Annotated in this window: 12 protein-coding genes and 1 pseudogene; all 13 read left to right on the forward strand. The window is 48.8% G+C overall.

Annotated elements, in window-relative coordinates; translation table 11 throughout:
* Positions 1-2 precede the first annotated feature (2 nt).
* Entirely contained in the window at positions 3-335 is a 333-nt protein-coding gene (locus H3001_RS04335) for an FtsL-like putative cell division protein (RefSeq protein WP_178243735.1), read from the forward strand.
* Positions 336-339: 4 nt separating this feature from the next.
* Complete coding sequence (locus H3001_RS04340) at positions 340-2,487, forward strand: penicillin-binding protein (RefSeq protein ID WP_181214171.1); 2,148 nt, start codon at positions 340-342, stop codon at positions 2,485-2,487.
* Positions 2,488-2,498: 11 nt separating this feature from the next.
* The gene (locus H3001_RS04345) at positions 2,499-3,956 is read left to right on the forward strand and encodes a UDP-N-acetylmuramoyl-L-alanyl-D-glutamate--2,6-diaminopimelate ligase (protein ID WP_181214172.1); all 1,458 of its coding nucleotides are present in this window, start codon (positions 2,499-2,501) and stop codon (positions 3,954-3,956) included.
* Between the two features lie 8 nt (positions 3,957-3,964).
* Positions 3,965-5,233: a phospho-N-acetylmuramoyl-pentapeptide-transferase gene (gene mraY, locus H3001_RS04350; RefSeq protein WP_178243730.1), complete on the forward strand. Its 1,269-nt coding sequence runs from the start codon at positions 3,965-3,967 to the stop codon at positions 5,231-5,233.
* Positions 5,234-5,237: 4 nt separating this feature from the next.
* Positions 5,238-6,572 (forward strand): UDP-N-acetylmuramoyl-L-alanine--D-glutamate ligase, encoded by a 1,335-nt coding sequence (gene murD / locus H3001_RS04355; protein WP_181214173.1) that lies wholly within the window; start codon positions 5,238-5,240, stop codon positions 6,570-6,572.
* Positions 6,573-6,592: 20 nt separating this feature from the next.
* The gene (locus H3001_RS04360) at positions 6,593-7,831 is read left to right on the forward strand and encodes an FtsW/RodA/SpoVE family cell cycle protein (RefSeq protein WP_181214174.1); all 1,239 of its coding nucleotides are present in this window, start codon (positions 6,593-6,595) and stop codon (positions 7,829-7,831) included.
* Between the two features lie 123 nt (positions 7,832-7,954).
* Complete coding sequence (gene murG / locus H3001_RS04365) at positions 7,955-9,091, forward strand: undecaprenyldiphospho-muramoylpentapeptide beta-N-acetylglucosaminyltransferase (RefSeq protein ID WP_181214175.1); 1,137 nt, start codon at positions 7,955-7,957, stop codon at positions 9,089-9,091.
* Positions 9,088-10,464 carry a UDP-N-acetylmuramate--L-alanine ligase gene (murC, locus tag H3001_RS04370; protein ID WP_181214176.1) on the forward strand — a complete coding sequence of 459 codons (1,377 nt, stop codon included), beginning with the start codon at positions 9,088-9,090 and terminating at the stop codon, positions 10,462-10,464. Before murG ends, murC begins: the two co-directional genes overlap by 4 nt.
* Positions 10,461-11,198 (forward strand): cell division protein FtsQ/DivIB, encoded by a 738-nt coding sequence (locus H3001_RS04375; protein ID WP_181214177.1) that lies wholly within the window; start codon positions 10,461-10,463, stop codon positions 11,196-11,198. The genes murC and H3001_RS04375 overlap by 4 nt, the downstream gene beginning before the upstream one ends.
* Positions 11,199-11,202: 4 nt before the next feature.
* Complete coding sequence (gene ftsA / locus H3001_RS04380) at positions 11,203-12,780, forward strand: cell division protein FtsA (RefSeq protein ID WP_178243719.1); 1,578 nt, start codon at positions 11,203-11,205, stop codon at positions 12,778-12,780.
* Positions 12,781-12,806: 26 nt separating this feature from the next.
* Positions 12,807-14,105: a cell division protein FtsZ gene (gene ftsZ / locus H3001_RS04385; RefSeq protein ID WP_178243717.1), complete on the forward strand. Its 1,299-nt coding sequence runs from the start codon at positions 12,807-12,809 to the stop codon at positions 14,103-14,105.
* A gap of 18 nt (positions 14,106-14,123) precedes the next feature.
* Positions 14,124-14,573, forward strand: a complete 450-nt coding sequence (locus tag H3001_RS04390) for a GatB/YqeY domain-containing protein (protein ID WP_178243715.1) — start codon at positions 14,124-14,126, stop codon at positions 14,571-14,573.
* Between the two features lie 133 nt (positions 14,574-14,706).
* Positions 14,707-14,931 (forward strand): annotated as a pseudogene (locus H3001_RS19665) (DDE transposase); the annotation flags it as partial.

Here is a 14,931-nt window from a genome sequence, read left to right on the forward strand (position 1 = left end):
ATATGGAAGAGAAAGACAACAAATCGCATATTACGCTGAAGAGCATTTTGGGTGGAGATATCCTGGCACATGATTTTTTCAAGCGCCAGGCCAATCTGATCATCCTGATTGTAATCATGACGATTCTTTACATTGACAACCGGTATTCGAGCCAACAGGAGCTGATTGAAATAGACCGTCTGAAGAAAGAACTGACAGACATCAAGTATGATGCGCTGACCATTTCTTCCGAACTGACCGAACGAAGCCGTCAGTCGCGCATCGAAGAATATATTTCATCGAAGGGAACTCCGCTGGAAGTGGCCGATACCCCTCCTTATCTGATAAAGGAATAAGAAAATGATACCAGGACAAAAGAATATAATGCTGAGATACACGTTTATCGTGTTCATTATGGCACTCTTGGCGGTTGCCGTAATTGTCAAGGCCGGAATCATCATGTTTGCCGAAAGACAGTACTGGAAGGATGTGGCCGACCGGTTTGTAAAGGAGAATGTGGAGATCAGACCCAACCGGGGAAATATCATTTCGGCCGACGGGAAGCTGATGGCCAGCAGTCTGCCTGAATACAAGATTTACATGGACTTCCAGGCAGGGGGCATGACGAAAGATACCATGCTGATGAATCACCTGAGCGAAATCTGCAAGGGACTGCATGAGATTTTTCCGTCAAAGAGTGCCCAGGAATTCCGTACACATATATTAAGAGGACGGAAGAAGAAAAGCCGCCATTACCTGCTTTACCCCAAGCGTATTTCGTATATCGAATACAAGGAGGTACGCAAATTGCCGGTACTCAATCTGAGCAGCAATCGGGGAGGTCTGCATGCAGAGGCGTTCAACCAGCGGAAGAAACCGTTCGGCTCACTGGCCATGCGTACGCTGGGAGACATGTTCCCGGACATGGCACAAGGAGCCAAAAACGGTCTGGAACTGACCTATGATTCCATCCTGAGAGGATACAACGGAATCACACACCGCCAGAAGGTAATGAACAAGTACCTGAACATCGTGGACAAACCGGCTGTAGACGGATGCGACATCATTACTACTATTGACGTGGATATGCAGGATATCGCCGAAAAGGCTCTTGTAGACCAGTTGAAAAACCTGGAAGCCCTGTCGGGTGTGGCAGTTGTCATGGAAGTGGAGACCGGTGAGGTGAAGGCCAATGTCAATATGACCCGGGGCAACGACGGGAACTACTACGAGATGCGCAACCTGGCGGTCAGCAACCTGATGGAACCGGGTTCGACTTTCAAGACGGCCTCCATCATGGTAGCCCTGGAAGACGGATACATTACACCCGACTACGTGGTGGATACGGGAACCGGTCAGGTGAAGATGCACGGCAGCTGGATGAAAGACTGGAACTGGTACAAAGGAGGATATGGAGCCATTGACGTGACGCGCATCATGGAAGTATCCTCGAATGTGGGTGTATCCAGCATCATCGATAAGTTTTATAAGGACAATCCGCAGAAATTCGTAGACGGGCTGAAGCGGATGAACATCGATACGCCGCTGAACCTGGGCTTTGTGGGAGAAGCCAGTCCCCGTATCTGGGGTCCGAAGGAAAGGGAAACCATCAAAGGTGCCCTGCCCTGGAGCAAGACCACACTTCCGTGGATGAGTATCGGATACGAAACCATGATTCCTCCTATTTATATATTGAATTTTTACAATGCGATAGCGAACAACGGAACCATGGTCAAGCCGAAGTTTGTGAAGGCCATTTCCAAGAACGGAGAAATTCTGGAAGAATTCCCGACCGAGGTCATCAATCCGAAAATCTGTTCCGACTCCACGCTGCACATGATGCACACCATCTTGCGTAAGGTAGTTTCGGAAGGACTTGCCAAGCCAGCCGGCAGCAAGCAGTTCAGTGTTTCGGGAAAGACAGGTACGGCACAGATTTCTCAGGGTAAATCGGGATATAAGTCAGGAGGTGTCAGCTACCTGGTCAGCTTCTGCGGTTACTTCCCGTCGGAAGCCCCCAAATACAGTTGCATTGTATCCATCCAGATTCCGCACGGACCGGCTTCAGGAGGTCTGCAGGCAGGAAGCGTATTCAGCCGCATTGCGGAACGGGTATATGCCAAGCACCTGTATCTGGACCTGGCTACTGCCAAAGATTCGACTTCCGTTCTGGTACCGGATGTAAAGCAAGGAGACCTCTCCGAAGCAGCACTGGTACTGAACGAACTGAATATCCGTCATAACGGGACCGACCTCACTGCCGGAATACATCCGGTATGGGGAAAAGCAACCCATACGACCGAGAATGTGGACCTCAAGGAACAGAAATTCAGCAAGGGACTTGTGCCGAACGTCATCGGAATGGGTGCCAAGGATGCGGTCTTCCTGCTGGAAGAGAAAGGCTTGAGAGTGCGTTTGTCGGGAGTCGGACGAGTGAAAGGACAAAGTCTGCAGCCGGGAAGTTTCCTGCGCAAGGGACAGACCATTACATTGACATTAACTAATTAGAAATTAAGCTTATGAAATTAACAGAAATCATTCAGCCGGTTACCCTCACCGAAACGGTGGGATGTACCGATCTCGATATTACCGGTATTCAGATGGATTCACGCCTGATTGAACCGGGACAATTGTTTGTGGCCGTAAGAGGTACACAGACCGACGGACACGCCTACATCGACAAGGCGATTGAAAAAGGAGCGGTAGCAGTGGTATGCGAACAGATTCCGGAAGTACGCCAGCCGGGAGTAACTTATCTGAGCACTCCGGATACGGAGGATGCCGTAGGTAAACTGGCAACCACTTTTTACGGAGATCCGACCTCGAAGCTGGATCTGGTAGGAGTTACGGGTACCAACGGCAAGACTACCATTGCCACCTTATTGTATGACATGTTCCGTCACTTCGGATATAAAGTCGGCCTGTTGTCTACCGTATGCAACTACATCGACGGAGAGGCTATCCCGACCGACCACACCACGCCCGACCCGATTACCCTGAACCGCCTGCTGGGAAGAATGGCCGACGAAGGCTGTAAGTACGCCTTCATGGAAGTCAGCTCACACTCGGTAGCCCAGAAGCGTATCGGAGGACTGAAGTTTGCAGGAGGTATCTTTACGAACCTGACTCGCGACCACCTGGATTACCACAAGACGGTGGAGAATTACCTGAAGGCGAAAAAGGCTTTCTTCGACGGACTGCCGAAAACAGCTTTTGCACTGACCAATGCCGATGACAAGAACGGCATGGTCATGGTACAGAATACCCGGGCCAAGGTTGCCACCTACTCCCTGCGCACCCTGTGCGACTTCAAGGGAAAGGTACTGGAAGATGGTTTTGAAGGTATGCTGATGGACATCAACCAGCGCGAAGTCAACGTACAGTTCATCGGACGCTTCAATGCCTCCAACCTGCTGGCCGTATACGGTGCGGCCTGTCTGCTGGGCAAGCAACCGGAAGAGGTGCTGATTGCGCTGAGTATGCTGCGCCCTGTATCCGGACGCTTTGATGCTCTCCGCTCACCGAAGGGCTATACGGCCATCGTAGACTATGCACACACGCCGGACGCACTGGAAAATGTACTGAATGCCATCCAGGAGGTACTCGACGGCAGAGGAAAGGTCATCACGGTAGTGGGAGCCGGCGGCAACCGCGACAAAGGAAAGCGCCCGCTGATGGCTCAGGAAGCCGTAAAACAGAGCGACAAGGTGATTATCACTTCCGACAATCCGCGCTTTGAAGAGCCTCAGGACATCATCAACGACATGCTGGCCGGTGTAAGCAAGGAGGACATGTCGCGCGTGCTGGCAATCGTAGAACGCAAAGAGGCTATACGGACAGCCTGCATGCTGGCCCAGCCGGGAGATGTGATACTGGTAGCCGGAAAGGGACATGAGAACTATCAGGATGTAAAGGGAGTAAAGCATCATTTTGATGACAAGGAGGTTTTAAAGGAAGTGTTTGACAACGAATTATAATTGAAACAATGTTATACTATTTATTCAACTATCTGGAGCAGTTTGATTTTCCGGGAGCCCGCATGTTCGGCTACGTATCTTTCCGGTCACTGATGGCTGTCATCCTGTCTTTGCTGATTTCCGCTATTTTCGGTGAATATTTCATTAACCTGCTGAAGCGGAAACAGATTACGGAAACGCAGCGTGACGCATCCATCGACCCTTTTAATGTGGGAAAAGTGGGAGTGCCTACCATGGGAGGTATCATCATCATTGTAGCCATACTGATTCCTTGCCTGTTGCTGGGTAAACTGCATAATGTATACATGATACTGATGCTGATTACTACGGTCTGGCTGGGTACGCTGGGCTTTCTGGACGACTACATCAAGGTATTCCGGAAAGACAAGGAAGGACTGCACGGAAAGTTCAAGATCATCGGTCAGGTAGGATTGGGACTGATTGTCGGACTGACGCTTTATCTCAGTCCGGATGTAGTGATACGGGAGAATGTGGAGATACAGCAGGACGGACATATTGTGGACGTAGTGCACAAGAACCACGATGAGAAATCGACCAAGACGACGATTCCGTTCTTCAAGAACAACAATTTTGACTATGCAGACCTGGTTGGCTTCATGGGAGACCAGGCACAGACAGTGGGATGGATTGTCTTCGTGCTGGTTACCATCTTTGTGGTAACGGCGGTATCCAACGGGGCCAACCTGAATGACGGTATGGACGGTATGGCTGCGGGTAATTCGGCCATCATCGGAGTCACGCTGGGAATACTGGCCTACGTGTCGAGCCATATTGAATATGCCAGCTACCTGAATATCATGTATATACCGGGAAGCGAGGAGCTGGTAATCTATATCTGTGCCTTCATCGGAGCATTGATCGGTTTCCTTTGGTACAATGCCTTCCCGGCACAAGTATTCATGGGAGATACGGGCAGTCTGACCATCGGAGGTATCATTGCCGTATTTGCCATTATCATCCACAAGGAACTGCTGATTCCGATTCTTTGCGGAATCTTCCTGGTAGAGAACCTGTCGGTAATCCTGCAGGTGAAATATTTCCAGAAAGGAAAGAAAAAAGGAATCAAACAACGGGTATTCAAGCGGACACCGATACACGATCATTTCCGGACCACAGTGGCACAACTCGATCCGAACTGTACGTATCTGTTCACCAAACCCGATAATGTATATCATGAATCCAAGATTACGGTCCGTTTCTGGATTGTAACCATCGTACTGGCAGCCATTACGATCATAACTTTAAAAATACGATAAAACCATGGCAAAAAGAATTGTCATTTTAGGAGCAGGAGAGAGCGGCGCGGGAGCAGCCGTTCTGGCAAAGAAGAAAGGATTTGACACCTTTGTTTCGGACATGTCTTCCATCAAGGATAAATACAAGAAAATGCTGGATGACAGAAATATTGAATGGGAAGAGGGCAAGCATACGGAAGCACTTATTCTGAATGCGGATGAGGTAATCAAAAGTCCGGGTATCCCGAACGATGCACCTATCATCCTGAAGCTGAAGGAGAAGGGTATTCCTGTAATCTCTGAAATCGAATTTGCGGGCCGCTATACGCATGCAAAAATGATCTGCATCACCGGAAGCAACGGTAAGACTACGACGACTTCGCTGATTTATCATATTTTCAAGAAAGCCGGACTGAATGTGGGACTTGCGGGAAACATCGGCCAGAGCCTGGCTTATCAGATTGCGGAATGCGACTATGATTATTATGTCATCGAACTGAGCAGTTTCCAGCTGGACAACATGTATCAGTTCCATGCCAACATCGCCGTGCTGATGAACATCACACCAGACCATCTGGACCGCTACGACTATAACATGCAGAACTACGTAGATGCCAAGTTCCGCATCATCCAGAACCAGACAGACAACGATGCATTCATCTTCTGGAACGATGACCCGGTCATTCAGGGCGAACTGCACAAGTACGGCATCCACGGACGTTTCTATCCGTTTGCCGAAAAGAAGAAAGAGGGACTGGCAGCTTTCGTAGAACAGAACAAGGTCTGCTTCACCAAACCGATTGAGTTCAACATGGAGCAGGAAGAACTGGCGCTGACCGGTACGCATAACCTGTTCAACTCAATGGCTGCCGGTATCTCGGCCAACATTGCGGGAATCCGCAAGGAATGCATCCGGGAAGCATTGAGCGACTTCAAGGGAGTGGAACACCGTCTGGAAAAGGTAGCACGGGTACGGGGTGTTGACTACATCAATGACTCAAAGGCTACCAATGTCAACTCTTGCTGGTATGCCCTGCAGAGCATGCGTACCAAAACCGTACTGATCCTGGGCGGAAAGGACAAGGGAAACGACTACAACGAAATCGCCGGACTGGTGAAGGAAAAGTGCAGCGGACTGATTTTCCTGGGACTGCACAACGAAAAGTTGCATGCGTTCTTCGATTCCTTCGGCCTTCCGATTGCCGATGTACAGAGCATGAAAGATGCCGTAGATGCTGCCTACAAGATGGCCCAGAAAGGCGAAACCGTCTTGCTCAGTCCGTGTTGTGCCAGCTTCGACCTGTTCAAGAGCTACGAGGACCGGGGAGACCAGTTTAAAGAATGTGTAAGAAACTTATAATTAAAATCTAACTGTCTAGCATGGACTTGTTGAGAAATTTTTTCAAAGGAGACAAAGTGGTATGGATTATTTTCCTGGCACTCTGTCTCGTATCCATCATCGAGGTGTTCAGTGCATCCAGTACACTGACTTATAAAAGCGGGGACCACTGGGGCCCTATCACGAACCACCTGATTCTGCTGACGGTAGGTGCGTTTGTGGTCTGGATTACGCACAACCTCCCTTGCCGGCTGTTTAAAATCGGTATTCTGCTGTATCCGGTTGCTATCATACTGCTGATTATCGTACTAAGTATGTCGGCCATCAACGGGGCCAGCCGGTGGATCGACCTGGGAGTGGTACAGTTCCAGCCTTCGGAACTGGCTAAAATGGCGACAATCATCACTGTGGCATTTATCCTGTCGCGAATGCAGGAGGAAAAACAAGCCAACCGAAAGGCTATCAAATACATTCTGATAGTAACCGGATTCACCTGTTTGTTTATCGTCACAGAAAACCTTTCGACCGCCCTGTTGCTGGTGATCAGTGTATACCTGATGATGATTATCGGGCGCATTCCTTTCAAACAAATGGCCCTGCTGACAGGAGCTGGAGTTGCCGCCCTGGTCATCGGATTAAGTACCATCAAATACGTACCGGCAGAAACCTGGGATACAATCGGACTGCACCGTATGACGACCTGGCAGAACCGTCTGAACAGTCATTTCGACAAGTCGCAGATTCCTCCAGAGAAGTTCGATATCGACGGGGATGCCCAGATTGCGCATGCCAACATCGCTCTTGCCACAAGTCACGTGATTGGTAAGGGGCCGGGAAACAGTGTGCAGAGAGACTTTCTTTCGCAGGCTTTCTCCGACTTTATCTATGCCATCATCATTGAAGAGCTGGGACTGATCGGAGGAGGTATTGTGGCCTTCCTGTACATCTGGCTGCTGATGCGTATCGGAAAAATAGCCCGATATTGCGACAAGTCTTATTACTCTTTCCTGATTATGGGAATCGGTTTCCTGCTGGCTACACAAGCCATGTTCAACATGATGGTGGCCGTGGGTATTCTTCCGGTAACGGGACAGCCTCTCCCGCTGATCAGTAAGGGAGGAACCGCCACACTGGTCAACAGTGCGTACATCGGCATTATTCTCAGTGTAAGCCGCTACGTGGAAGAGCTTAAAAAGAAAGAACAAGAGGAGGCACTGACTGCTGCGGGAGAGAAACAGATTCCCTCTGATTCACAGCCGGAGCCTGCCGGAGAAGCATAATAAAGTGAAAGGATTCTGATAAAAAAGTAAGACTCCACATTATTCGGAGAAGACCAATAAAAGTGGAATTTTACGCATCCTTTTTATAAGTTTATTCGTTAACTTTGCAAAAAATAAGAAGTTATGGAAGATCATATAAGAGTCATTATCAGCGGAGGAGGTACAGGAGGACATATTTTCCCTGCAGTCTCCATTGCCAATGCCATAAAAGAACAGCATCCGGATGCGGAAATCCTCTTTGTAGGTGCAGAAGGACGCATGGAAATGCAGCGTGTACCCGCAGCCGGATATCCGATTATCGGTTTGCCGATAGCCGGATTCGACCGTAAAAATCTTTTAAAGAACTTCTCTGTAATCATCAAGTTAATACGCAGCCAGCTTAAGGCGCGCAAAATTATCAAGGATTTCAAACCGGATGTGGCGGTAGGAGTTGGAGGATATGCCAGCGGACCGACGTTGAAGGTGGCGGGTATGATGGGAGTTCCGACCCTGATACAGGAACAGAACTCTTATGCCGGTGTTACCAATAAACTGCTGGCCAAACGGGCTTGCAAGATTTGTGTGGCTTACGACGGCATGGAACGCTTCTTTGCACCGGAAAAGATTCTGCTGACCGGAAATCCGGTCCGACAGGGACTGACCCGTACGCATCTGACCAAAGAGGAAGCCTTGAAGCAGTTCGGACTGGCACCGGAAAAGAAAACCATTCTGATTCTTGGAGGCAGCCTGGGAGCGCGGACCATCAACCGTTGCGTAATGAACCATTTCCAGGAGATTGCCGGATCGGATGTACAATTTATCTGGCAAACCGGAAAATTCTATATCAATGAGGCCAAAGAAGCGGTACGGGCTTTCTCAAAGGAAAAACTGCCCATGCTGCATGTAACGGACTTCATCTCGGACATGGCAGCCGCTTATCGTGCCGCCGACCTGATCATCAGCCGTGCGGGAGCCGGTTCCATTTCGGAACTCTGCCTGCTCGAAAAGCCGGTCATCCTGGTACCTTCGCCCAACGTAGCCGAAGACCATCAGACCAAGAATGCCATGGCCCTGGTCAACAAAAAAGCGGCATTATACGTTAAGGATAGTGAGGCAGACAAGGAACTCATCGGACTGGCTATCCAGACGGTAAAGCAGCCCGGACAGTTGCAGGAGCTGAGCAGCAACATTGCCAGACTGGCTTTCAAGGATTCTGCCAATGTTATTGCCGAAGAAGTCTATAAACTGGCCGTTAATTATAAGAAAGGAAAGAAGAAATGAATATCAATACACTAAACACAGTATATTTCATCGGAGCCGGTGGTATCGGTATGAGTGCCCTGGTCCGGTATTTTCTCTCTAAAGGAAAGAAAGTGGGTGGATATGACCGTACTCCCAGTGAGCTGACTCAGAAACTGGAGGAGGAAGGAGCACAACTGCATTACGAAGAGAATGTATCGCTCATTCCCGAGGCGTTCCGTAATCCGGCAGACACGCTTGTAATTTATACACCGGCCATTCCGGCTACCCATCAGGAACTGGTTTATTTCCAGGCGAACGGATTTGAGATCCAGAAACGGGCACAGGTACTGGGTATGCTTACTCAGACCGAAAAAGGTTTGTGCGTGGCCGGTACGCATGGAAAGACCACCACTTCTACGATGACGGCTCATCTGTTGCATCAGTCGCACGTGGGCTGCAACGCCTTCTTAGGGGGAATCTCCAAGAACTACCATACCAATCTCCTGCTTTCGGACAGCAGCGAGTATGTAGTCATCGAGGCCGACGAGTTCGACCGTTCTTTCCATTGGCTCAAGCCTTATGCAACGGTCATCACGGCTACCGACGCCGACCATCTGGACATTTACGGCACACGGGAAGCTTATCTGGAGAGTTTCCGTAAATATACTTCACTAATCCGGGAAGACGGATTCCTGATTCTGAAAAAAGGCCTGGACCTGGTACCGGACCTGACAGAGGGAGTTACTTTATATACTTACAGTACCGAAGAAGGGGATTTCCATGCAGAGAATATCCGCATCGGCAACGGGGAAATTATCTTCGATTACGTTTCTCCATTGGGAAATATTCCGGACATCCAGCTGGGAGTACCCGTATTTGTAAACATTGAGAACGGAATTGCAGCCATGGCACTTGCGCAGATTGCCGGAGCCGACAGCCAGGAAATCAGAAAAGCAATGGCCAGCTTCCAGGGAGTAGACCGCCGGTTTGATTTCAAGATCAAGAACGACCGCATCGTCTTCCTCAGCGACTATGCCCATCATCCTGCCGAGATACAGCAGAGCATCAGTTCCATACGTACGCTGTACCCTCACCGTAAGATTACGGCAGTCTTCCAGCCGCACCTGTACACACGTACCAGGGACTTCTACCGAGAGTTTGCCGACAGCCTCTCCTTGCTCGATGAGGTCATCCTGCTGGACATCTATCCGGCACGCGAACAACCCATCGAAGGGGTAAGCAGTCAGCTGATATACGATTGTCTGAGACCGGGAATACAAAAATGCATGTGCCACAAGGAAGAGTTATTGCCTTTGCTCAAGACGCATGCAACCGATATCTTGATTACATTGGGGGCCGGTGATATAGAAAACTACGTTCCACAAATATATGATTTACTGAAAGACAAATGACAAAACGGATTCTTATACTTTCTTTGCTGACAGTGATAACAGTCTACCTGGCAGTAGCTGTTACCGCCTTTAACAACAGGTCAGACCAACAGACTTGTAAGGGTATGGAATTATCCATCAAAGACAGTGTAGATTACCAGCTGGTGACTCCCGGTGAAGTGAAATCCATTCTCAAGCGGAACAAAGCACTTCCGGAGGGCAAACGGCTGGAGGAAATCAATGTCCGGCATCTGGAAGATATTCTTTCACAGCACCCGTTTATCAGCAGTGCCGAATGCTATCTTACTTCCGGAGGAAAAGTCGCACTTGAAATCAGCCAGCGGATTCCGTTTGTCCGGGTAATCAGCAATAACGGAGACAATTATTATCTGGACAGCGAGGGAAAGATTATGAACGTATCCGACAAAGCCGTACACGTAGTAGTCGCCACCGGATTCATCGACCGGAAATTTGCGCAGAACGAATTGTTCGAACTGGGTACCTTCCTGCACAATGACAATTTCTGGAATGCACAGATAGAACAAATATACATTACTCCCAAACAGGAGGTCGAATTAGTACCCCGCGTAGGAGATCACGTACTCTTTTTGGGAAAACCTGGTGATTATAAAGAAAAATTCAGTAAATTGCAGACTTTCTATAAGGAAGGGCTGAACCAGGTGGGATGGAATAAATACCGCCGGATCAGCATTGAGTTTAGCAATCAGATAATTTGTACAAAAAAAGAAAAATAACGATATGGCAGCAACAGACTTTATAGTAGCAATCGAACTAGGCTCTACTGAAATCACAGGTATAGCTGGAAAAAAGAATGCCGACGGGAGCATTCACATATTGGCTTATGCCAGTGAGCGCTCTTCAGACTGCATCAAGAAAGGGGTTATCTACAACCTGGACAAAACTACCCAGGTGCTCACATCTGTCATCAACCGACTGGAGCATATGCTGGAGGCCTCTATTAAGAAAGTGTATGTAGGAATCGGAGGACAGTCTGTAAGAACCATAAAAAATACAGAGACCAAACAGCTGAATGAGGATACGAAGATTTCTCAGGCCCTCATTGATGCCATCATGACCAGCAACCGGGAACTTCCTCTTGTAGACCAGGAGATACTGGGAGTAGAACCGCAGGAGTACAAACTGGGCAACATTCAGCTGACTACAGAACCGGTGGGCATACCGACTGATAAAATTGAAGCGCATTTTCTGAACATCATCGCACGGAGCTCACTGAAAAGCAATATACGCCAGTGCTTCCGTCAGACCGGATATGAGATTGCCGATTATCTGATTTCTCCGCTTGCGACAGCCAATGTGGTACTGAGCGACAGTGAGAAGCGTTCGGGATGTGCGCTGATTGACCTGGGTGCCGACACGACTACCGTTTCGGTATACAAAAGCAATATCTTAAGACACCTGGCCGTTATCCCGTTGGGCAGCAATAACGTGACAAAGGACCTTTGCAGCCTGCAGCTGGAGGAGGAAGATGCCGAACAGCTCAAACTGCGCTACGCCAGTGCCTATACAGAGACTGCCGAAAACGAAGAAGATCCCAACAAGGAATACAGCCTTGACGGCAAATATGCAATCCGTGCCTACAAACTGGAAGAGATTGTCGAAGCCCGTGTCAAGGAAATCCTGGAAAATGTCTGGAACCAGATTAAACTCTCGGAATACAGCGACAAACTGCTGGCCGGAGTGGTGCTGACAGGAGGTGGATCGAAGATGCCTAACATCGACAAGGCCTTCACACAGATTACCAAGATTGAGAAGATCAGAATCGCTCAGTACGGCTCCATCGAACTGGACAACCGGACAGAGGCGGTACTGAACGACGGAACTCAGAATACCCTGATCGGAATCCTGGCTGCCGGTAAAGAGAACTGCTGCAAGATTGATCCCCGCAAAGGACATCAGTTCGATTTCATGACGGAACTGCAGGAGAAAGACAAGGAGGCCGAACTGCAGAAAGCAAGAGAGGAGCAGGAAGCCAAACGGAAGGCCGAACAGGAAGCCGAGGCAGAAAGACTCCGTCTGCTGCAGGAAGCGAAAGAACAGCAGGAGCGCGAGCGGGCTCAGAAGAGAAAAAATGAATGCGACGCCCTTCTGAACGAAGCACGCCAGTTGCTGAGCAAGAAAAAGATCGGCGATGCACTTGAAAAAGCAGAAAGTGCACGTGCCATGAGAATTACCGAGAAGCAGGACGAAATTGAAGAACTGATCCGGGAAATCGAAAAGCAGAAAAGGGAGAACAATCCTTTTACCAAATGGCTCAACCGATTGAGAAACGGGGCCGAAGAGATGATGAACGATTAATATTTACTGCATAAAAAGAAAGAAATATGTCTGACGAAAAGATTGTGCCGTTTGATTTTCAGAATGGTACACCGAGCATCATTAAAGTGATCGGTGTAGGAGGTGGCGGCGGAAATGCAGTCAACCACATGTACAGAGAAGGAATCCACGATGTTACTTTCGTGGTATGCAATACAGATAACCAGGCACTCGAAGAATCGCCTGTCCCCATCAAGCTTCAGCTGGGACACGAAGGACTGGGAGCCGGTAACCGTCCGGCACGCGCACGTGCTGCCGCTGAAGAGAGTCTGGAGGATATCAAGAATATGCTCAATGACGGATGCAAGATGGTATTTATCACTGCCGGAATGGGAGGAGGTACCGGAACCGGTGCGGCTCCGATCATCGCTCAGACAGCCAAGGAAATGGGCATTCTGACAGTCGGAATCGTGACAATCCCTTTCCTGTTCGAAGGCAACAAAAAGATTGACCAGGCACTCGACGGTGTGGAGGAAATGAGCAAGCACGTGGATGCCCTGCTGGTCATCAACAACGAGCGTCTGCGCGATGTATATTCAGACATCAGTGTACTGAATGCGTTCGGAAAAGCCGATGATACCTTGTCGGTTGCTGCGAAGAGCATTGCGGAAATCATTACCATCCGTGGAAAGATCAACCTCGACTTCAACGATGTGAAGACAGTGCTGAAAGACGGAGGAGTAGCCATCATGAGTACCGGATTCGGAGAAGGAGAAGGACGAGTGACACAGGCCATCAACGATGCCCTGCATTCTCCGCTGCTTAACAACAACGATATTTTCAACTCCAAGAAGATCCTGTTCAACATTTCATACAGCACCAGCAGCGACCTGATGATGGAAGAAATGAACGAAGTACATGAATTCATGAGCCGCTTCGGCAAGGACGTGGAAACCAAATGGGGATTGTACATCGACGACAGCATGGACAAGAAGGTCAAATTCACCATTTTGGCAACCGGCTTCGGTATCAAGGATGTGCCGGGCATGGAAGTCAGAATCAGTGCGGAAGAGCAGCAGCGCCTGGAACAGGAGGAAGAAGAAGAGCAGCAGAAAGACGACCGGAGAATCATCTATTACGGCCCAAGCATCAACAAAAGCAGCCGCAAGAAACGCCGCTACAATACCTATATCTTCACTCAGGAAGACCTGGACAACGAAGATATTATCAGCATGGTAGACACGACACCTACCTACCAGCGAAGCAAGGCCGTACTGGAAGCTATCCAGTCGAAGGCTACGATAGAAGAAAAACAGAGTATCAAGCCGGAGAGTGGAGAATCCGGTTCTATGACAATTACATTTTAACATTTAATACGAAAGGATATGGATTTATTTGAACAGATCAGCAATGATATCAAAGAAGCCATGAAGGCTAAGGATAAGGTAAGACTGGAAACCCTGCGTAACGTAAAGAAATTCTTCCTGGAAGCTAAAACTGCCCCGGGAGCCAACGATACACTTACCGACGATGCAGCCCTGAAAATCATGCAGAAACTGGTAAAACAGGGTAAAGACTCTGCAGCCGTATACGAAGGACAGGGACGTGCAGACCTGGCTGAAGCTGAAATGGCACAGGTACATGTCATCGAAGGCTACCTGCCCAAACAGTTGTCTGCAGAAGAACTGGAAGCCCGTCTGAAAGAAATCATCGAGCGTACGGGAGCTACCAGCGGCAAAGATATGGGAAAAGTAATGGGCGTTGCCAGCAAGGAATTGAGCGGACTGGCTGAAGGACGTGCAATCTCTGCAAAGGTAAAAGAGCTGTTGGGATAAGCCTTTCCGAACACTCCCCAAAGGATTTTCAGAAAGAGAGTTTCCGGAATCCGGGCTATCTCTCTCTGACGAATTCCATCAGGGACACTCAGTAAATAGTATAAAATTAGCCAACTAATTCATACACAATGTATTGCGAATTAGTTGGCTTTTTTGTATCTTTAGATATTCCCCCGAAAATAAGGTTTGGCAGCCAAAACGGGGGAAATACCCCAACAAAGATATGGCTAAGATACAAAATATTTCGGAAATACAGCCCACTTTGGGCTTTACAGAATTTGATGTTCTGGAAAAATATCGCAAGAGTTTTCATGAGAGTGAACTGGGCAAGCTTCACTCAGTTTTCCCGTTTGACCGT

This window comes from Phocaeicola faecicola (assembly GCF_013618865.1).
Taxonomy (GTDB): domain Bacteria; phylum Bacteroidota; class Bacteroidia; order Bacteroidales; family Bacteroidaceae; genus Phocaeicola; species Phocaeicola faecicola.